The following is a 19,498-nucleotide window of genomic DNA, read 5'->3' on the forward strand; positions in this document are numbered from 1 at the left end:
ATGGGTGCAATAGGCTCTGGGATCGTGACTACGGCGCGACTCTCGGACATCGCGGCGCAGGCGGGGGTCAGCGAAGCGACCGTCAGCCGCGTCCTCAACGGCAAGGCTGGCGTCTCCGCCACCACGCGGCAGACCGTGCTGGCGGCACTCGACGTGCTCGGCTACGAGCGGCCCACCCGGCTGCGGCAGCGCAGCGCGGGCCTGATCGGGCTGATCACCCCGGAGCTGAGCAACCCGATCTTCCCCGCGCTGGCCCAGGTGATCGAGCAGGTGCTGAGCCGGCACGGCTACACGCCGGTGCTCTGCACCCAGACGCCGGGCGGCTCCACCGAGGACGAACTGGTGGAGATGCTGGTCGAGCGGGGGGTGGCCGGCATCGTCTTCGTCTCCGGCCTGCACGCGGACTCCACCGCCGACCACGACCGGTACGCGAAACTGACGGGCCGTCAGGTGCCGTTCGTGCTGATCAACGGGTACAGCGAGAAGATCGCCGCGCCGTTCATCTCGCCGGACGACCGGGCCGCGATGTGGATGGCGGTGCAGCACCTGGTCGAGCTGGGCCACGAGCGGATCGGCCTGGCCGTCGGCCAGCGCCGGTACGTGCCCGTCCTGCGCAAGATCGAGGGCTTCACGGCGGCCGTCCAGGCGCTGCTGCACAAGACCCCCGAGGAGGCCGAGGGCCTCGTCCACCACACGCTGTTCAGCGTGGAGGGCGGGCACGCGGCGGCCGGCGCCCTGCTGGACAAGGGGTGCACGGCGATCGTCTGCGGCTCCGACATGATGGCGCTCGGCGCGATCCGCGCGGTCCGCCAGCGCGGACTGGCCGTCCCGCAGGACATCTCGGTGGTCGGTTTCGACGATTCGCCGTTGATAGCGTTCACCGAACCGCCGCTCACCACCATCCGCCAGCCGGTCGAGGCGATGGCCACCGCCGCGGTGGACGCCCTGCTCGAAGAGGTGGGCGGCAGCCCGGGCCAGCGCGCCGAGTTCATGTTCCAGCCGGAGCTGGTGATGCGGGGCTCCACGGGCGCGAACCCGAAGCAGTAGGCAACCGGTCGGCCACAACAGGGGCGCGAGGAACTGCGCGAAGTCGGAAGGGCACAGGTCCGCACCTTCCGGTTTCGCGCAGTTCCTCGCGCCCCTGTTGTGGTTGACGCCTCGCTGCTGGGCTGCGGGTCGGTCGTGCGGGTGTGACGATCGGATCATGAGACGTAAGCAGACGGGGGAGACGGAACCGCGCCTCGACGGGCGTAAGCGGTTGCTGCTCGGCGGCGGGCTGCTGGTGGTGCTGGTGGTGGTCTACCTCATCCTGGCCGCGACCATCCCGCGCTGGTGGTCGCAGCGGGTCGGGGACGCGGTCGGCGGCCACCTGGGGACCGGGCTGGTCCTCGGCCTGTGCATCGGCATCAGCTGCACGCTGCTGCCCTTGATGGTGGCCTGGATCGGGCTGCGCAAGCGGCGGACCTGGAAGGCCGTCGCCGCCTGGCTGTCGCTCGCGGTCGTCCTGGCGCTGCCGAACCTGTGGACGCTGGGCGTCGTGGTCGGCGGCGGCAGCGGCGCGCACGCCGGCCGGCGGGTGATGGACGTGAACGCGCCCTGGTTCCGGGGCGCCTCGCTGGTGGGCGCCGTCATCGCGGCGGTGGCCTTCGCGGGGTTCCTGCTCGTCACCCGGTCGCGGCGCCGGGACGCCGTGCCGACGGCGGAGAAGCCCCCCGCCGGGGTGTCCGGCGGGTGAGCGGCCCACGCCAGGGCCGGACAGGCGGGTGCCCCCGGAGACGACCAGTTCTCCGGGGGCACCAGGTGCTGCGGGTACTACCGGGGCGTCAGACCCGGCCGGCGAAGTCCGGGGCCCAGTTGCTGATGGACTCGGTCTTCACACCGGCGCTCGGGTTGGCGGCCTCGACGTACTCGCCGTTGCCGACGTACATGGCGACGTGGTAGACGCCCGAGTTGCTGCCGTTGTTGGACCAGAACAGCAGGTCGCCCGGCTGCAGGCTGTCCAGCGAGACGCGGGTGGTGGCGTCGGCCTGGTCGGCGGCCACGCGGGGGAGCGAGATGCCGGCCTGGCGGTAGGCGGCCTGGGTCAGACCCGAGCAGTCCCAACCGCCGTCGCTGGTGCCGCCGTAGACGTACGCCTGGCCGAGCTTGGACTCGGCGAAGGAGATCGCGGCGGCCTTGCTGCCGGTCGCGGCCGGGGCCTGGGCGGCCGCCGGGGCAGCGGCGACGGTGCCGTTGCGGTGGGCGGAGGTGGTCCGGGTGGTGGCCTTCGGCGCGGCGGGCTGCTGCGGGGCGGCCTGGGCGGGAGCCTCCTGGGCCGGCGCGGCGACGGCGACGTTGCCGCCGAGGCTGAGCTGCTGGCCCGGGTAGATGACGTCCGGGCCGGAGCCCAGCTGTGCCTTGTTGAGGTCGTACAGCTTCTGCCAGCCGCCCTGGACGCTGTTCTTCTGGGCGATGGTGGAGAGCCAGTCACCGGCGACGACGGTGTACGACTTGTCCGCGACGGGGGCGGCGGCCGGGGCCGGAGCCTGGGCGGCGGGGGCGGACTCCGGGGCAGCCTGGGGGGCGGCCTTCGGAGCGCTGTGCCGGGTGCTCGGAGCGGCGGCCTTGGGGGCCGGGGCGCTGGAGCCGGTGTCGACCTGGGCGGCGGCGCCGCCCTTGGTCAGCCCGCCCTGGATGGAGCAGACCGGCCAGGCACCGGGGCCCTGGTCGGCGAGCACCTTCTCGGCGACCGCGATCTGCTGGTCCTTGGTGGCCTGGTTGGCCTGCGAGGCGTACTGGGTGCCGCCGTACGCGGCCCAGGTGCTGGAGGTGAACTGCAGGCCGCCGTAGAAGCCGTTGCCGGTGTTGATGCTCCAGTTGCCGGTGCTCTCGCACTGGGCGACCTTGTCCCAGGTGGAGACCGGGGCGGCCGAGGCGACGCCGGCGGTGAGGCACGGGATCGAGAGGCCGAGGCCGACCACGCCGGTGGCGGCGATCAGACGGCGGGTGCGCTTGGTGGCATTGATGGGCAGCATGAAAAAGCGTTCCTCTCCCACGCCTGCGAGGTGAGCTGTCGGATTCGGGCTGGAGTTGCCCGGCCGTGCTGAGCACGGCTTCACCCCAAGCCCGGTCGCGGTCCGAGGACCGCTGCCGGGCGACTTACCTGGTTCCCCCGCCCCTGCCGTGGTGCGTTTCTGCGTGCCAGTCCGTCCGGTGGCAGGACTCGGCGTCCCGGATGAACTGGGTCCGTGTGACCACGAACGGGAGCACGTTAGACAGACTTAAGTTGAAACCGCAAATACCTGTGACGGCGCTCACAGATCATTTTCGAATCCCTCATGATCGGAATCTCGCGGCCCACTTGATCAAATTCGATCGGATTCGAGCATTTCCGGTTCGGATTACCGGAACTGTCCGCGTTTCAGGTTCCGGCGGCACGGCCGAGGGGTGCGTGGAAGTCGGTCGACCACGAAGCATCGGAGGATGCGGTCCGGCCGGCGGCCAGGGCCGAAGGGCCCGGGACGGGCGGGCCGAAGGGGCGGGAGGGACGGGCCGTAGGAGAGGGGGCGGACGGGCCGGAGGAGAGGGGTGCCCGAACGCGAGAGGGGCCCCGGAAAGGGGCCCCTCGTCGTGCGGCGGCGGCAGGTCAGCCGGCCGGCTGCTCCTCGGTCTCGGCCGGGGCCTCGCCGGGTGCCGGGAGGTTGAGCGCGGCCAGGTAGGTCGAGGCGATCAGCTGGCCGACGGCCTGGTAGGTGCCGATCGGCGCGGCGCTCGGGCAGCCGGTCTCCTCGGCGGCCTGGGCGAGCAGCTCCGGGTCGGCCTCGGGGCCGATCACCAGGGGGGCCAGCGCAGGGCGCTCCGAGCCGGTGGCCCGCAGGTGGTCCACGGCGGCCGCGACCGAGCCGGGCACGTCCAGGGCGGCCGCCACCACGGGCACCGCGAGACGGGCGGCCAGCAGGACGCCGGTGATCCCGGCGGCCGTGGCGGCCTCCTCGCCGCCGACGGTGGTCAGCACCACGCCGTCGGCAGCCGTCGCGATCGCGAACAGCCGGGCGCGGTCGGCCCGGGCCAGACCCGCCTCGGAGAGCCGGACGTGCACCGCCTCGGCCAGCAGCGGGTGCGGGCCGAGCACGTCGGTGACGGTCGTACCGGCCTCGGCGGCGAGCTGCCGCAGGTCCGTCAGGAAGTCGTGCGGTCCGGCCAGCAGCGGCACCAGGACGGGCGCGGGCTGCCCCGCGGCGGCGGCCTGGGCCAGCAGGTCGGCCACGGTGGGCGCGTACGGGTCGTACTCGGCGTCGGGCGCCGCCAGGTAGGCGGCGGCGGCCTCGATGCCGGGCTGCTCGCCGCGCACGACGGAGAGCAGTTCCTCGACGACCGGCCGCGCCTCGGGCCCGGCGGTGGCCGGGACGGCCAGCACCAGGGCCGGGGCCCCGGTCGGGACCTCGGGGCGCTCGGGGCGGCGGTGGCGCCCCCGCGCACGGGAGCCTGGGGTTCGGACGGGCAGTGGCGCGCCCGGAATGGCTGCGGTGCTCATGGCGGAGATCGTAAGACATTGGGAGGCCCTGCCTGCAGTCGGATCCCGGTCCGGCGGGTTGGGGCCCGCAAAAATGCGGATATTTGCCCCCAAAACACACCCGTGACCTGCTGACACTCCGTCTCGTCGACCCCGCCGTCCGGGGTCCCGCCGGGCCGGAGTGACGTGCCTCACAGTCGTCCCGGCAGGTGACGGACCGTGAGCCGAGTCGATCGAGGTCAAGATCGACGCGCCGCCGCGCTGTCTGTACAGGGCGTCATCGAAGTACTTGGGATTTGACCTGTTATGTCCGCTTACGGGTCGTCAACTGTGGTTGTCCGTAAGGAGATACAGGCTCGTGACAGTGGCTTATGCACGCGCGAGTTCCCGTGCTGATGCACGTGCACTGGAGTTATCATCACGTCAAGTGAGGCGAACGCCAGGCAGGTCGGGAGATTTCAATGCAGAACACGTACAACGGCATGGCGGCTGCGGACCTCGAAGGTGTGGTCTGGCAGAAGAGCCGGCACAGCAACTCGCAGGGCAACTGCGTGGAGTTCGCCGCACTGCCGGGGGGTGATGTGGCCATGCGCAACTCCCGCTTCCCAGCGGGGCCCGCATTGATCTACACAAGGGCCGAGATAGCGGCACTGCTGCTCGGCGCGAAGGACGGGGAGTTCGACCACCTGGCGGTCTGAACCGCCGTTGTTCCCGGTACGGAAGGGCCGTCGTGGCTCATGTCACCGCGACGGCCTTCGTCTTGTTCTCCCCATCTGATTCCCCCGTACGTGATTCCCCCTGCGCGCGGCCCGATTGACCCGCGCGCCGTCGCGTGCCCCCGCGCGCCCCCGCACGGCCCGGTGCGGGCCCGTCTGCCGGACGTCGCGGCCGACCGGAATCCCCGCCGGTGCCCGGGCCTACTCTCGTTCGGGGGCCGACTTCCAGTGTGGGCCGCTTTCCTTCCGCGTGGGTGCCCGCCCCGAGCGGCCGCCCGGCCGGACCGGCCGAGTGGACGTCAGGTGCGGTGTTCCGCGTGGGCGTCAGGCGGAGCGGCGGTGCCGGCCGGAGGGCTCGCCGGCCTCGGCCTCGAAGAGGGCCCAGACGACCTTCCCGGCGCCGGCCAGCGGATGCCAGCCCCAGGAGCGGCTGAAGGAGTCGACCAGGTGCAGCCCGCGGCCGGACTCGGCGACGAAGTCGGCCTCGCGGGCCACCGGCCCGCTGCTGCTCGGGTCGCTCACCGCGCAGACCACCTGTGGCGAGCGGTGCACCAGGCTTATTCGGATCGGCAGGGTGTGGCAGGCGGGCTGGAGCCGCGGCTCGGCCTGCCGGGGGCCCGGCTGGACGGGGAAGCGGCTGGGCTCGATCGCGGCCTGGCCCTCCCGGCCGGGGGCGAGCGCATGGCGCAGCGCGTTGGTGACCAGCTCGGAGGCGACCAGCGCGACATCGTCGAAGAGGTCGCCGAGGCCCCAGCCCTGGAGCGTCGATCTGGCGAACTCCCGTGCCGTTCTCACGGCTTCGAGACGAGGTGCGAGGGTACAGGTGACCACGTGGGGGTCGACCGCGAGAGCCGTACCTGTGCTCATGAAGAGCTCCTCCCATAAGGGGGCCGACACGGCTGGACCCGCCGGGGTCATGCCGGTCACCTCCGACTCGCTCGGCCGCGCGGCCGCCACCTCGACACCGCCGCGTACGCACACGGGCGCCCAGTCACGCGAGGGCGTGACCGGGAGATGTGTGCGGTATCGCGCGTGGGGTCGACGCGGAGCCCGCGGGATTGCCAGGGATGTGCAGGTGCACGTGCACCATGGTCCTCTGCGCCCACGGCAGATGCAAGAGTCGATTCACGTGCAGTCGCACTATTGGCATATGCAAGCGCCGAATGCACGTGCATCATGGGGGATCTGATGCAGAACTGGTAGATCGTTCTGTCAGTACCGGCACCCTGAGCGCTCAACTGATGGCAGACTGTGCCCTGTTTGCCCAAGGCGGAGGTTTGGACGGCATGACCACAGTTCAGCCGAGCGGTGGCTCGATGGTGCGCCGGATCCTCCTCGGCTCCCAGTTGCGCAGGCTCAGGGAAGGGCGCGGGATCACCCGTGAGGACGCGGGCTACGCGATCCGCGCCTCCGAATCCAAGATCAGCAGGATGGAGCTCGGCCGGGTCAGCTTCAAGGAGCGCGACGTCGCCGACCTGCTCAGCCTCTACGGCGTCGCCGACCCCACCGAGCGCGAGTCCCTGCTCGGCCTGGTCCGCGAGGCCAACAAGTCCGGGTGGTGGCACAGCTTCAACGACGTGCTGCCGGGCTGGTTCCAGACCTATGTCGGCCTGGAGGAGGCGGCGTCGCTGATCCGCACCTACGAGGTGCAGTTCATCCCCGGCCTGCTCCAGTCCGAGGAGTACGCCCGCGCGATCTTCGCCCAGACCCGCCCGGTGATCAGCGAGGAGGAGCTGGAACGCCGCCTCGGACTCCGGATGCGCCGTCAGAAGCTGCTGACCGAGGGTCAGAGCCCCCGGCTGTGGGCCGTCATCGACGAGGCCGCGCTGCGCCGCCCGGTCGGCGGCCCCGAGGTGATGCGGGCGCAGGTCCAGTACCTGATCGACGTCGCCGAGCAGGCCAACGTGGTGATCCAGGTCATGCCGTTCCGCTTCGGCATGCACGCGGGGGAGAGCGGGGCGTTCAGCATCCTGCGCTTCCCGGAGCAGGACCTCGCCGACGTGGTCTACCTGGAGCAGCTCACCAGTGCGCTCTACCTGGACAAACGGGACGACGTGGACGCGTACGTGCAGGTCATGGAGCGGCTGTGCGTCGACAGCCTCACCCCCGACCGGACCGTGGACCTGCTCGCCGCCATTCTCGCCGAGCGCTGACGCGGCATCGGGCGGCCGGCCTCCCCGGGTGACCGGTTCCCCGCCGCTGCCGGCCTCCCGTGGCACGAGCGGCGGGCATGAGCGGCAGTGCCGCTGACCGGGCGTCGACCGCAGCGGCCGGACCGGGCGGACCGGGTGGTCAGCCCCGGTGGGCGGGCTGCGGGCGGGACGGGGCATCCGGCTGGGGCGGTGCGCCCAGGGTCCAGGCCAGACCGTAGCGGGCGAACAGGTCGGCCCGGATCGGTGCCAGCGGGATCGGTGCCCCCGGCAGCAGGACGCCTATGCAGGCACCCATCAGCGCGCTGCGCAGCACGGCGTGTTCGGCGGCCGGGTCGGTCGCCCCCCAGCCCAGCAGCAGTTCCCGCAGGATCGAGCCGAGCTCCTGCTGCTCCGGGCCCTGCACGAACGCGCCGACATCCGGATCGAGGATGAGCGCGAGATGCGAGCGCATCACCCGGGGGTGCTCCAGGGCGAACGTCAGGATCGCGTCGATGCCGGTGGCCAGCCGGGAGTCCGCGCAGGCATCGGGCGGCAGCTTCGCCAGCGCGTCCGCCAGTTCCAGCTGCATCAGCCGATGGCAGGCCGCCTGCATCAGCAGTCGTTTGCCGTCGAAGTAGTACGAGACCAGGCCCCGGGCGAGCCCGGCGCGCTCGGCGATGTCACCGAGCGTCGTGCGGGCGTATCCGCGCTGGTCGACCAGCTCGATGGTGGCTCGCAGGATCCGGCGGCGGGAGCGTTGGCGCATTTCCTCGTTGACCGAATCCCCGCGAGGTGCCATCGTGTCTGCTCCGTACGTTGGTTGGCTCCCGGTCAATATACTGGCGGGGCCAGGGCCGGTGTCGGCTGTCCCGGATACTCCCTTTGGGCGGAGGCTCCGGGGTGCGCCGTGCAGCGGCCCCGTACGGGAGGGCCGACTCCACCAACACGGGGGTTTGGTGGAGTCGGCTCCCACCGGGCATCGAGGGGTCGGTCGCCCGGGGTGGTGCCGGTCAGCGCGCGGCGAGCACCTTGTCCGCCGTCACCGCGCTGATGTCGTCGGGTGCGCCGAGGGGGTCGGCGGTCGTCCGGCGGTCGATCACGGCGCCGACGGCGGTCACCAGCAGTGCGACCAGTGAGACGCCGGCTATCAGCAGCAGGGCCGGGCGGTAGCCGTCCAACTGGGCCTGCGGGCTCTGCCCGCCGCCGCTGCCCGCCGTGATCACGGCGGTCGTCCCGGCCAGTACCAGCGCGCTGCCGACCTGGAAGGCGGTGTTCACCAGCCCGGAGGCCAGCCCCTGCTCCTCGTCCGGCACGCCGTTGGTGGCCGCGATGTTGACCGAGGGGAAGGCCAGCGCGAAGCCGGTGCCGAGCAGCAGCATGCTGGGCAGCACCAGGCCGAGGTAGCCGCTGTGCGCGTCCAGCCGGAGGAACAGCGCGTACCCGGCCGTCAGCGACAGCACCCCGAGCGGGAGCAGCCGGCTGGTGCCGTACCGGTCCACGAGCGCGCCCATCCTGGTGGAGGAGAGGGCGACCAGGGTGCCGGCGGGCAGGAAGGCGAGGGCCATCTCCAGTGCCGACCACCCGAGCAGCCGCTGCAGGTACAGGGTCGCGACGAACTGGAAGCCCGCGTACGAGCCGAACAGCGCGAGCGCCGCGATGTTGGCCCGGGTCACCCCGCCGTTGCGGAAGATGCCGAGCCGTACCAGCGGGTGCGCGGTGCGCTGCTCGATCCGCAGGAAGGCGGTGGCCAGCGCGGCCACCACGAGCAGCGAGCCGACGGTGCGCAGGCCGGCCCAGCCGGCCGACTGGGCCTCCGTCACGGTGAAGACCAGCAGCAGCAGTGCGCCCGTTCCGGTGATCGCGCCCGCCACGTCGTACCCGCCGGACCCGCGCTCGGGACCGGCCTGGCGGGGGAGCAGCCGGATCGCGACCACGAGGGCGAGCACGGCCACCGGAACGGGCATCAGGAAGGTCCAGCGCCAGCCCGCCGAGGTGAGCAGCCCGCTGAGCACCAGGCCGAGCGAGAAGCCGCTGGCGCCGCAGGTGGTGTAGATGCTCAGGGCCCGGTTGCGCGCCGGGCCCTCGGCGAAGGTGGTGGTGATGATGGAGAGCCCGGCGGGCGCGGTGAACGCGGCCGCGACACCCTTCAGGAAGCGGGCGCCGATCAGCAGCGCGCCGCTGTCGACCAGCCCGCCGAGCAGCGAGGCTGCGGCGAAGACGGCGAGTGCGACCAGGAAGACCCGGCGGCGGCCCAGCAGGTCGGCCGCCCGCCCGCCGAGCAGCAGCAGCCCGCCGTAGCCGAGGACGTAGCCGCTGACCACCCACTGGAGGGTGGAGGTGGAGAGCTTGAGGTCGGTACCGATCGAGGGCAGGGCGACGCCGACCATCGAGACGTCGAGGGAGTCGAGGAAGAGGGCGGCGCAGAGGACGAGGAGGGTGCCCCACAGGCGTGGGCTCCACGGCTCGCCGTGCGGGGACGGGTCGTCAGTTGGCTTGCCGGGCTTGGCAGTAGCTGTCGGCTGCTGAGCTGAGGTCATGGCCAGGAGACTACATGCATGCGCATCAGATGCAAGCGAATTTAATGTGCTTGCATTAAATGCGCGGACATCTGCTAACCTGGGGGCGTGTCAAACTTCGATGTCGTCACCCCCGACAACCCGGAGCCGGCCCTCGTCGCCGAGTGGCGTGACCTGCTGGCCCGGCACGCGGCCGCCTCCTGCGCGCTCGACCGCGAGCTGGGCGAGCGGCACGACCTCGGCATGAGCGAGTTCGAGGTGCTGGAGCGGCTGGTCGAATGGCCACCGGGCTGCGGCCCCCGCCGGCTGCAGGACCTGGGCCCCACCGTGCACCTGAGCCAGAGCGCGCTCTCCCGCCTGATCGGGCGCTTGGTCAAGGCCGGCCTGGTCGAGCGGGCGGTCTGCGAGTCCGACCGGCGCGGCATCTTCGTGGTCGCCACCACGGCCGGCCGCAAGCGTTACGAGGAGGCCAGGCCGCTGCACCGCGAGGTGCTGGCCCGCCACCTGGCGGGCCCGGTCGGCAGGCCGGAAGCCGGACCGGTCGACCGGCCCGAGAGCTAGCCCGGTCGGCCGGACGCCGACCCGGGCGACCTGCGCGACAGCCGGCCCGGTCCACAGGCCCGTCGGTCAGGGCTGTGCCGGTCACCCGTCGCGGGACTCCTGCCCGGCGGCGCCCGCTACCGCAGTGCGGACAGCCCCGGCGCGGCGGCCAGCAGCAGGACGGTGGCGGGCGCGGCCAGCGCGGCCAGCGTCAACCGCAGCCTGCGGTCCACCGGGAGGCGGGGTTCGCCCGCGAGCAGCCGGTCCACCCGGCGCGGCGCCTGGGCGGCGAGCTGCGGGGTACGGGCGGCCGGACGGGACGCGCAGGCGCCGAAGACCCCGTTGTCCGAGTTCAGCTCGACCAGTGCGAGGGCCGTGGTCAGCCTGCCGTGCCGTCGCGCCGCGCGGTCGTCCGCCGCCAGCTCGATCAACTCGCCGACCTGGTCCCGGAAGGCGCTGAACACACCCACCCCGGGAAACCCCGCCGCGAGCGCCTCGGCGCACTGCGCCAGCCAGTGGTGCCGGGCCCGGACGTGTCCGCGCTCATGGCTGAGCACGGCGGCCAGCTCACGGTCGCTCAGCTGCTGCAACGCACCGGTGGTGACCACCAGCCGGGCGCCCGGACCGGGCAGCGACCAGGCCTCCGGGCGGAGGTTCTCCAGCACCACCAGCCGCTCGCCGCCGGCCCGGCGGCCGCGCGGCCGTCGAGCCGTCAGCTCGGCGGGCATCTCGGGGGCCCGGTGGTTCAGCTGGGCGTGCCGCCGACCGCGCAGCACCCGCGCCGACCGGATCTCCCGGGTGAGCGAGACCGCCGTCCAGAGCCCGCCCGACGCCAGCAGGGCGGCCAGCAGCCGGCCCCAGCCCTCGCCGCCCGCGAGCCCGTACGCCGCCTCGACACCGTGCGGCGCACCCGTGAACACCAGCGTGCGCAGTTCGGGAAGGGCGGCGGCACCGGCCAGCAGCAGGCTCAGCACGCAGCAGAGCAGCACCGCGACCACCAGGCACTGCCAGACGCAGAGTGCCAGGACGGGTTCACGCTCGGCCCAGCGGGCCCGGGCCAGCCGGCCCGGCGCGACGGTGGACAGCAGCAGACCGAGCAGGAGCAGGCTCAGCAGGGCCGTCATGGCAGGTGCTCCCCCTGGAGGCACGGGAGCGCGGCGGTGCGCTCGCCTCAACCTACGCGCTGCCGAAGGCCCGTGGAACGTCTTCGACCCGCCAGTGACCAACACCACGCCGAAAGCCCGTCAGACCACCCGGCCCCTCCGGACACCCGACCTGCCCGCCGCACCCGGACCGACCGGGGCTCGCACCGGGGCTCGCACCGGTCCCTCACGCCGACTCGTGGACTCACATCGACAGCAGCATCGCGAACATCCCGACGCCCATGGCCAGTCGGCACGCCCGCGACACCCCCGCGCTCCTCCCGCCGCCGGGCGCCGCCCCGACCGCGCCGCCGGAGACGGTCAGCAGCCGGCTCCCGGTCCAGAGCGTGTAGCAGCCGAAGTAGACCAGCAGCGCCCCGGTGAGCAGCGGCAGCCCGACCGGGCCGCCGTGGTGGTGCGCCGGTACCGGACCGCCGGACCCGCCGCCCGCCATGGCGTCGGCCATCGCGAGCGCCATGTACGTCATCGCGAGGGCCCCGATCCCGTGGTGCAGCCGGTGCACCCGCGGCCCCGCCGGGCCCGGCCGGGCGACCGCGGCCAGCAGGGCGAGCGCGACCAGTCCGTACAGCCAGCCCCACAGCGCCGTCGGCCAGAGCGCCATCCCCGCCATGCCCAGGCCCATCAGGGCCTCGGTCGCGTCCGACTCCCGGGCGGGCCGGCTCCCGGCTCCCGCGCCGGGCGGTGCGCAGACCGTGACGGGGCTGCGCAGCCTGGTCAGGCAGTAGAGACCGGAGGCGGCGGTGAGGGCCGCCAACAGCCAGGTGACGACGGCCGGACCGTGCATCGGTGCCCCTCTCGACCGCTGTGAACGGGAGTACCGTCCACGATCACCGATCGGAGTGAGGCACAGCAGGGCGCGTGCGGGGGCGCACGGAGGTGTTGACCAGCCTGCTTCGGCAGCCGCCCGCCGGGGCGGGCCGCCGTGAGCCGTGAGCCGTGAGCCGTGAGCCGGGCGCGGTCTCCGGGTCCAGGACCGACGGCCCCGGACCCGGACCCGGCCTACTGCGGGGCGAGCCGCCCGGCGGCCACGATCCGGCGGAGGAACCGCCGGGTGCGCTCCTGCTGCGGGTCGCCGAAGACCTGCTCGGGCGGCCCCTGTTCGAGCACCACGCCCGCGTCCAGGAAGCAGACCTGGTCCGCCACCTCGCGGGCGAAGCCCATCTCGTGGGTGGAGAGCACCATGGTCATGCCCTGGGTCTTCAGGTCCCGGACCACCGCGAGCACCTCGCCCACCAGCTCCGGGTCGAGCGCCGCCGTGATCTCGTCCAGGAGCAGCAGCCGTGGCTTGGTCGCCAGCGCCCGGACGATCGCCACCCGCTGTTGCTGCCCGCCGGAGAGCCGGTCCGGGTACTCCTTGGCCTTGGCCGCCAGCCCGAGCCGCTCCAGCAGTCCGAGCGCCTCGGCCTCGGCCTCGGCACGGCCGACGCCGTGCACCCGGCGCGGCGCGAGGGTGATGTTGTCCAGCACGGTCATGTGCGGGAAGAGGTTGTACGCCTGGAAGACGACGCCGATCCGGCGCCGCACCGCGTCCTGGTCGGCCCGGGGGTCGGTGATGTCCTCGCCGTCCAGCAGGATCGCGCCGTCGTCGATCTCCTCCAGCAGGTTGGCGCAGCGCATCAGCGTCGACTTGCCGGAGCCGGAGGCGCCGATCAGCGCGGTGACGGAGTGCGCGGGCACGTCGATGCTGATGTCGCGCAGCACCAGCTGGTCGCCGAAGCTCTTGCGCACCGACTCCAGCCGCAGGACGGGGGTGCCGGGGGCGGTCATACGAGTCCTCCCTGCCACTGGCGGCGGTTCATCCGGCCGGTGATCCAATCGGTGAACCTGGTCATCGGGACGGTCAGCACGATGAAGACCAGGCCCGCGACCAGGTACGGCGTGTAGTTGAAGGACTGGACGGCGATGATCTTCGCGGCGTACACCGCGTCGATCACCCCGCCGATGGACACCAGGCCGGTGTCCTTCTGCAGGCTGACCAGATTGTTCAGCAGCGGCGGGACGACCCGCCGCACCGCCTGCGGCAGCACCACGTACCGCATCGCCTGGGCGTTGCTCAGCCCCAGCGAACGGGCCGCCGCGCGCTGGCTGGGGTGCACCGACTGGATGCCCGCGCGGAACACCTCGGAGACGTACGCCGAGTACGTCAGCACCAGCGCCGCGCCGCCGAGCACCGTCGGGTCGGTGGTCACACCGGTCAGCCGCAGCGCCGGCACCCCGGTGATCATGATGAGCAGGCAGATGATCATCGGCAGGCCGAGGAAGAAGTCCACGTACGCCGTGGCCAGCAGCCGCACCGGCAGGAACACCGGCCCGCGCAGCGTCCGCAGCACCGCCAGCAGCAGCCCGGACACCAGGATCAGCGCCCCGCAGACCACCATCAGTTCGAGGTTGACCCGCAGGCCCTTGAGCACCTCCGGCAGGGCCTGCCGCGCGTAGTGCGCACTGAAGAACGTCCTCCGGGTGACCTCCCAGCCGGGCGAGCCGACGACCACCAGATAGAGCACCAGCGCCGTCACACCCGTACTGACCGCGGCGATCAGCCCGGACCGCCGTGCCCGTTGCCGCCGGTACGCCTCCCGGGCCAGCCGCCGCTCCGAGGGGCGGTACGGCGCCTGCGCGCCGCTCCCGGTCGTCGCCGGGTCCGCAGTCGTCACTTCAGCACCGGCGCCGAGACGGCGTCGGACAGCCACTGCTTCTCCAGCTTCGCCAGCGTGCCGTCGGCGCGCAGCGAGTCCACGGCCTGGCTGACGCAGCCGGTCAGCGCGCTGCCCTTGTCCAGCACCAGGCCGAACCGGTCCGTCGCGGCGCCGCTGTCCGCCAACTGGCCGATCACGGCCGCGTCGGTCACCTCGGCGCCGGTGACGTAGAAGGCGGTGGGCAGGTCCAGCACCAGCGCGTCGATCTGACCGTTCTTCAGCGCGGACTTCGCCAGGTCGTTGTCGTCGAACACGGCGGGCTGCACCGTGGGCTTGATCTGCCCGGTGATGGCCGACAGGCTCGTGCTGCCCACCTGCGCGCCCAGCTTGGCGCCCTTCAGATCCGCCAGGCTCCTGGCACCGGCCAGCTTGGAGGTCTTCAACGCCACCACGGCCTGCCGGACGTCGTAGTAGCCGGAGGAGAAGTCCACCGACTTCTTCCGGTCGTCGTTGATCGACACCTGGTTGATGTCGAAGTCGAAGTCCTTGGCGCCCGGCGCGAAGGCCTTGTTGAACGGGCTCACCACCCAGGTGACCTTGCCCTGGGGGTAACCGAGCCGGTCCGCGACCGCGTACGCGACGGCGGACTCGAAGCCCTTCCCGTTCTCCGGCTTGTCGTCCGAGAACCACGGGTCGTACGCCGGCTTGTCCGTGCCGACCGTCAGCGTGCCCGCCGTCCGGGTGCCCAGCCCGCCCTTGACGCAGCTGCCCGCCGCCTGCCCGGCGGCGGAGCCCGAGGCGCCCGCGCCGGAGGTCGCGGCCGGCTGCGGGGCGCACGCGCCCAGCGCCGAGGCCGTCAGGACGAGCAGCGCGGCCAGCGCCGACCGGCGCGGAGCACGGGACGCGGAGCGAGGGGCAGGGGTCATGGCAGGGCTCCAGAGAAGGGGAGAAGGAGAGGAGAGCGGGGAACACGGACGGGAAACCGTGGGAAGAGTGCCCGGCACACGGGCCGGGGACACCGGGTCTCCCGGTGGCGGCACTGCGGGGCGCGAGGCATGGTCGGCGTACGGCAACGACTCCGCGGTGCCTCCTGAGCCGGCGTCAGTGGCGGCAGCGACAGCCGTGCGCACGACAACAGGAGCACACCCGGAGCAGGTCGATGTGGCACCGGGCCACCTGGATCACCGCCGGGAGCATGGCGGGAGGTTCGCACCCCATCGGCGCATCTGTCCAGATCATCCAGAACGGTGTCCGGATGCTGGACAACGTGACCGGGTGCCGGTCTCTCACCCACCCCCCCTTGAACAGGAGAACCTTTCGAACCTATGGTGTCCCTGTCGAAATAACTCCTGTCTAGGTGGGTCTCAGATGCAGAATCTTTCGCCAAGGCTGGCTGTGGCGGCCGACCTTCCCGCGTCGACGGCCGACGGCCATGCGGCCCACCCGGCCTGGCTGCGCCTCAAGGACGCCGTGGAGGCCCTGCGCCCGCTGCAGTCCAAGGACGGCTCGATCGACCTCGCCGCCGTCCAGCGGCACGCCGTCGATCCGCTGCTCGCGATCGTGCAGACCTCGATCGAGGAGCTGGCACCGCTCTTCCCGCACGACGCGGAGTACCTCACCGCCGTCGTCGCCGACCTCAGAAAATGGGCCGACACCGGCTACCGCGAGCCCGACTTCCTCGACTCGCTGCTGGCCTTCCAGCCCGCCGCGCAGCGCGAGGACGGCCTGGAGCACCTCGTGGTCTTCCCGATGTACACCCAGAACGGCAACCCGAACCGCAACCTCGAAGCCGTCCTCCTGAACGTCGTCTGGCCCGAGTGGCTGGCCGAGCTGGAGCGCACCCGCTTCGACAACCCGATGTTCGTGCCGATCACCTTCACCGACTTCACGGCCGGCTACGACACCAACTCCGCCGTGCTCTTCCCGGAGACCGTGGCCGTCCGCCAGGCGCCGGAGCGGTTCACCTGGGGCGGCATCTTCTGCGACCGCGAGGCGGCCCGCTTCCGCGCCGTCACCACCTCCGCCGTCGAGCTGCTCGGCCTGGAGATCCCCGCGGACGCCACCGAGCTGCTCGCCGACCAGGCCCGCGCCCAGCAGACCTTCGTCCTGTGGGACCTCGTGCACGACCGCACCCACAGCCACGGCGACCTGCCGTTCGACCCCTTCATGATCAAGCAGCGCAGCCCGTTCTGGATGTACGGGCTGGAGGAGCTCCGCTGCGACCTGACGGCCTTCAAGGAGGCCGTCCGCCTGGAGGCCGAGGGCTACGAGCAGGGCCGCGACGTCCAGTACGCGATCCTCTTCGACCGGATGTTCCGCTTCCCCGTCAGCGGCGACCGCGTCCGCAACTACGACGGCATGGGCGGCCAGCTGCTCTTCGCCTACCTGCACAAGCACGACGCGCTGCGCTGGCGCGACAACCGCCTCAGCATCGACTGGGAGCGCGTCGCCGACGTCACCAACGCCCTCTGCGGCGAGATCGAGACCCTGTACCGCGACGGGATCGACCGGCCCAAGACGGCCCACTGGATCGCCGCGTACCAGCTGGTCTCGCGCTACCTCACCCCGCACCCCGCCTCCACCTGGGCCAAGGGCACCGAGGCGCTCCCGCTCGACACCATCGACGGCAAGGCCCTCAACAAGGCCCTCTGCGACGCGGTGATGCCGGACGAGTTCCCGCTCAGCATGTTCTACGAGGCCCTGGCCAAGAAGCTCAGCGGCGTCATCGCCGCCACCACAGGCATCACCGGCAACGGCGCAAAGGGAGTCGCAGCATGAGCACCGCCACCAACAGCCCCCGTCTCGACGGCAAGGTCATCGCCGTCGCGGGGGCCAGCGGCCCCGCCGGCCAGGCCACCCTGCGCCGCCTCGCCGCCGACGGTGCCACCGTCATCGGCGCCGACATCGACCAGCAGCGGCTCGACGCCGCGCTGGCCGCCGTCCGCACCGCCGTACCGGGCGCGAAGGTCAGCGGCCAGGTCATCGACCTGCTCGACCCGCAGGAGGTCCACGACTGGGCCGACCACCTGGAGGCCGAGCACGGCCACGTCGACGGCCTGCTCCACCTGGTCGGCGGCTGGCGCGGCAGCAAGACCTTCTTCGAGAGCCGCCTCGACGACTGGGACTTCCTGCACGACACCGTCGTCCGGACGCTCCAGCACACCTCCCTGGCCTTCCAGCCCGCCCTGGTCCGCAGCCAGGCCGGCCGCTACGCCATGGTGTCCGCGGCCGCGGCCCACAAGCCGACCGCGGGCGGCGCCGCCTACGCCGCCGCCAAGGCCGCCACCGAGGCCTGGACGCTGGCGATGGCCGACTCCTTCGCCAAGGAGACCACCGAGGCCGACGGCACGCCGACCGCAGCGGCTGCCATCCTGGTGATCAAGGCCCTGGTCTCTCCGGAGATGCGCGCCGAGAAGCCGAACGCCAAGTTCGCCGGCTTCACCGACACCGCCGACCTCGCCGACACGCTCGCGGGCCTCTGGGACCGCCCGGCAGCAGAACTGAACGGACAGCAGTTGTGGCTGACAGCCCGATGACCGACATCTCCACGACCCCCGGCCCCAAGACGGACGCGACGCGGCGCCACGACCCCGCCGTCCGCGGCTTCGCGAGTGACAACTACGCGGGTGTGCACCCCGAGATCCTGGCGGCGATCGCCCTCGCCAACGGCGGCCACCAGGTCGCGTACGGCGAGGACGACTACACCGCGCACCTCCAGGACGTCTTCCGCCGGCACTTCGGCGACCGTGCCGAGGCGTACCCCGTCTTCAACGGCACCGGTGCCAACGTCGTCGCACTGCAGGCGCTGGTCCCGCGCTGGGGCGCGGTGGTCGCCGCCGCGACCGCCCACATCAACGTGGACGAGTGCGGTGCACCCGAGAAGATCGCCGGGCTCAAGCTCCTCACCGTCCCGACGCCGGACGGCAAGCTCACCCCCGAGCTGATCGACCAGCAGGCCTGGGGCTGGGGTGACGAGCACCGTGCCCAGCCGCTCGCCGTCTCGATCACCCAGAGCACCGAGCTCGGCACGCTGTACACCGCCGAGGAGATCAAGGCGATCTGCGAGCACGCCCACCAGCACGGCATGCTCGTCCACCTGGACGGCTCCCGGATCGCCAACGCCGCGGCCTCGCTCGGCCTGCCGCTGCGGGCGTTCACGACCGACGCCGGTGTGGACGTGCTGTCCTTCGGCGGCACGAAGAACGGCCTGCTGTTCGGCGAGGCCGTCGTCGTCCTGAACCCGGAGCGGGTCCGCAACCTCAAGTACCTGCGCAAGATGTCGATGCAGCTCGCCTCGAAGATGCGCTTCGTCTCCGTGCAGTTCGAGGCGCTCCTGTCCGGCGACCTCTGGCTCCGGAACGCCTCGCACTCGAACGCCATGGCCCAGCGCCTGGCCAAGGCGGTCGGCGACATCGAGGGCGTCACGATCGTCCGTCCGGTGCAGGCCAACGCGGTCTTCGCGATCCTCCCGCGCGAGGTGAGCGAGCGGCTGCAGAAGCATTACCGCTTCTACTTCTGGGACGAGCACACCGGTGAGGTGCGCTGGATGGCCTCCTACGACACCACCGAGGCCGACATCGACGCGTTCGCCGCCGCCATCGCGGAGGAGATGGGTCGTCTCTGACCCCTCCGGCCCGGTTCTCCGACCGGTTCTGCCAAGTTCGCCCCCGTCCGGACGTTCCGGGCGGGGGCGACTTGCCTCCGGTGGCAGCCCGGCGTAGTGTTCACTAGTCGCTCGGCAGGGAGCACCGGACACGCATCGGCGCGGACGGTCCCGGAGCGGCCAATCCTTCGGACCACCACTTCTCTTCTCGTCCCGCATGGGGCCTGATTTGCCGTGTGCGTTTATCGGATTGCGGCCGGATTCGCTTTGTGGAGCTGAGTTCGGCTAAAGTTTGGGACGTCGGAAAGCGCGGCGGGTGAACGAAACTCCGGGAAAACGGAGCGGAAAACATCTGCTAAGCTGGAAACACGAAAGAACGAAGCGCCCGGAGAGCCTGCGAGAGCGGCCCGAAGGAAGCGTCCGTTCCTTGAGAACTCAACAGCGTGCCAAAAGTCAACGCCAGATATGTTGACATCCCCGGCCTGGATCGTTTGATCCGGGTTGGAGATTCCTTTTGTAGTAAAAACACAGCGAGGACGCAGTGCACGGGGCCGCCCTATTCCGGTGGTTGTCGTGCTGCTCAACGCGGGTGTGACCGGATATCCGGTAGACATTCACGGAGAGTTTGATCCTGGCTCAGGACGAACGCTGGCGGCGTGCTTAACACATGCAAGTCGAACGATGAAGCCTTCGGGTGGAT

18 protein-coding genes, 1 rRNA gene and 1 riboswitch are annotated in these 19,498 nt (G+C 71.8%); of the genes, 9 read left to right on the forward strand and 10 right to left on the reverse strand.

From position 1 onward, the window contains the following. Nucleotides 1–1,047, forward strand: a complete 1,047-nt coding sequence (locus tag ABD330_RS04885; protein ID WP_344461043.1) for a LacI family DNA-binding transcriptional regulator — start codon at nucleotides 1–3, stop codon at nucleotides 1,045–1,047. Nucleotides 1,048–1,204: 157 nt separating this feature from the next. Then, nucleotides 1,205–1,735 (forward strand): hypothetical protein, encoded by a 531-nt coding sequence (locus tag ABD330_RS04890; RefSeq protein ID WP_344461045.1) that lies wholly within the window; start codon nucleotides 1,205–1,207, stop codon nucleotides 1,733–1,735. An 88-nt stretch (nucleotides 1,736–1,823) separates the two neighbouring features. Here the strand turns inward: ABD330_RS04890 and ABD330_RS04895 are convergent, their stop codons facing one another. Beyond that, nucleotides 1,824–3,014, reverse strand: coding sequence for a transglycosylase family protein (locus ABD330_RS04895; RefSeq protein ID WP_344461047.1), 1,191 nt, complete (start codon nucleotides 3,012–3,014; stop codon nucleotides 1,824–1,826). A 5-nt stretch (nucleotides 3,015–3,019) separates the two neighbouring features. After that, nucleotides 3,020–3,180, reverse strand: a riboswitch (cyclic di-AMP (ydaO/yuaA leader). Nucleotides 3,181–3,625: 445 nt separating this feature from the next. Next, the gene (locus ABD330_RS04900) at nucleotides 3,626–4,513 is read right to left on the reverse strand and encodes a sirohydrochlorin chelatase family protein (protein WP_344461049.1); all 888 of its coding nucleotides are present in this window, start codon (nucleotides 4,511–4,513) and stop codon (nucleotides 3,626–3,628) included. Nucleotides 4,514–4,953: 440 nt separating this feature from the next. Here ABD330_RS04900 and ABD330_RS04905 point away from each other — a divergent pair, with 440 nt between their 5' ends. Beyond that, nucleotides 4,954–5,190: a DUF397 domain-containing protein gene (locus tag ABD330_RS04905; protein WP_280719250.1), complete on the forward strand. Its 237-nt coding sequence runs from the start codon at nucleotides 4,954–4,956 to the stop codon at nucleotides 5,188–5,190. Between the two features lie 342 nt (nucleotides 5,191–5,532). On the opposite strand, the gene ABD330_RS04910 is transcribed toward ABD330_RS04905, so the two are convergent. Beyond that, nucleotides 5,533–6,075, reverse strand: coding sequence for an ATP-binding protein (locus ABD330_RS04910; protein ID WP_344461053.1), 543 nt, complete (start codon nucleotides 6,073–6,075; stop codon nucleotides 5,533–5,535). Between the two features lie 419 nt (nucleotides 6,076–6,494). Between ABD330_RS04910 and ABD330_RS04915 the strand changes: the two genes are divergently transcribed. Beyond that, entirely contained in the window at nucleotides 6,495–7,361 is an 867-nt protein-coding gene (locus ABD330_RS04915) for a helix-turn-helix domain-containing protein (RefSeq protein WP_344461055.1), read from the forward strand. Between the two features lie 139 nt (nucleotides 7,362–7,500). Here the strand turns inward: ABD330_RS04915 and ABD330_RS04920 are convergent, their stop codons facing one another. Together ABD330_RS04920 and ABD330_RS04925 are read right to left on the reverse strand one after the other, a co-directional pair. Next, a complete protein-coding gene (locus ABD330_RS04920; RefSeq protein ID WP_344461057.1) occupies nucleotides 7,501–8,139 on the reverse strand; it encodes a TetR/AcrR family transcriptional regulator in 639 nt (212 codons plus the stop codon). Nucleotides 8,140–8,350: 211 nt separating this feature from the next. Next, nucleotides 8,351–9,877: an MFS transporter gene (locus ABD330_RS04925; RefSeq protein ID WP_344461059.1), complete on the reverse strand. Its 1,527-nt coding sequence runs from the start codon at nucleotides 9,875–9,877 to the stop codon at nucleotides 8,351–8,353. Between the two features lie 87 nt (nucleotides 9,878–9,964). On the opposite strand from ABD330_RS04925, the gene ABD330_RS04930 reads away from it, so the two are divergent. Continuing rightward, nucleotides 9,965–10,417, forward strand: coding sequence for a MarR family winged helix-turn-helix transcriptional regulator (locus tag ABD330_RS04930; RefSeq protein WP_344461061.1), 453 nt, complete (start codon nucleotides 9,965–9,967; stop codon nucleotides 10,415–10,417). Nucleotides 10,418–10,533: 116 nt separating this feature from the next. Here the strand turns inward: ABD330_RS04930 and ABD330_RS04935 are convergent, their stop codons facing one another. From ABD330_RS04935 to ABD330_RS04955, 5 genes are all read right to left on the reverse strand, one after another. Beyond that, on the reverse strand, nucleotides 10,534–11,520 hold the full coding sequence (locus ABD330_RS04935; protein WP_344461063.1) for a M56 family metallopeptidase: 987 nt from the start codon (nucleotides 11,518–11,520) through the stop codon (nucleotides 10,534–10,536). Nucleotides 11,521–11,743: 223 nt separating this feature from the next. Next, a complete protein-coding gene (locus ABD330_RS04940) occupies nucleotides 11,744–12,343 on the reverse strand; it encodes a DUF5134 domain-containing protein (protein ID WP_344461065.1) in 600 nt (199 codons plus the stop codon). 215 nt (nucleotides 12,344–12,558) lie between these two features. Next, nucleotides 12,559–13,326, reverse strand: coding sequence for an amino acid ABC transporter ATP-binding protein (locus tag ABD330_RS04945; protein WP_344461067.1), 768 nt, complete (start codon nucleotides 13,324–13,326; stop codon nucleotides 12,559–12,561). Continuing rightward, nucleotides 13,323–14,213, reverse strand: a complete 891-nt coding sequence (locus ABD330_RS04950; protein ID WP_344461069.1) for an amino acid ABC transporter permease — start codon at nucleotides 14,211–14,213, stop codon at nucleotides 13,323–13,325. The genes ABD330_RS04945 and ABD330_RS04950 overlap by 4 nt, the downstream gene beginning before the upstream one ends. Further along, nucleotides 14,210–15,121, reverse strand: a complete 912-nt coding sequence (locus ABD330_RS04955) for an ABC transporter substrate-binding protein (RefSeq protein WP_344461071.1) — start codon at nucleotides 15,119–15,121, stop codon at nucleotides 14,210–14,212. The genes ABD330_RS04950 and ABD330_RS04955 overlap by 4 nt, the downstream gene beginning before the upstream one ends. A gap of 442 nt (nucleotides 15,122–15,563) precedes the next feature. On the opposite strand from ABD330_RS04955, the gene ABD330_RS04960 reads away from it, so the two are divergent. The 4 genes from ABD330_RS04960 to ABD330_RS04975 form a co-directional block, all read left to right on the forward strand. After that, nucleotides 15,564–16,973: a DUF6421 family protein gene (locus tag ABD330_RS04960; RefSeq protein WP_344461073.1), complete on the forward strand. Its 1,410-nt coding sequence runs from the start codon at nucleotides 15,564–15,566 to the stop codon at nucleotides 16,971–16,973. Further along, entirely contained in the window at nucleotides 16,970–17,731 is a 762-nt protein-coding gene (locus tag ABD330_RS04965) for an SDR family NAD(P)-dependent oxidoreductase (RefSeq protein WP_344461075.1), read from the forward strand. Before ABD330_RS04960 ends, ABD330_RS04965 begins: the two co-directional genes overlap by 4 nt. Further along, a complete protein-coding gene (locus ABD330_RS04970; RefSeq protein ID WP_344461120.1) occupies nucleotides 17,728–18,819 on the forward strand; it encodes a threonine aldolase family protein in 1,092 nt (363 codons plus the stop codon). Before ABD330_RS04965 ends, ABD330_RS04970 begins: the two co-directional genes overlap by 4 nt. Before the next feature lie 592 nt (nucleotides 18,820–19,411). Further along, nucleotides 19,412–19,498, forward strand: a 16S ribosomal RNA gene (locus ABD330_RS04975); the annotation flags it as partial.

The organism is Kitasatospora kazusensis, from assembly GCF_039529945.1.
Classification (GTDB): Bacteria; Actinomycetota; Actinomycetes; order Streptomycetales; family Streptomycetaceae; genus Kitasatospora; species Kitasatospora kazusensis.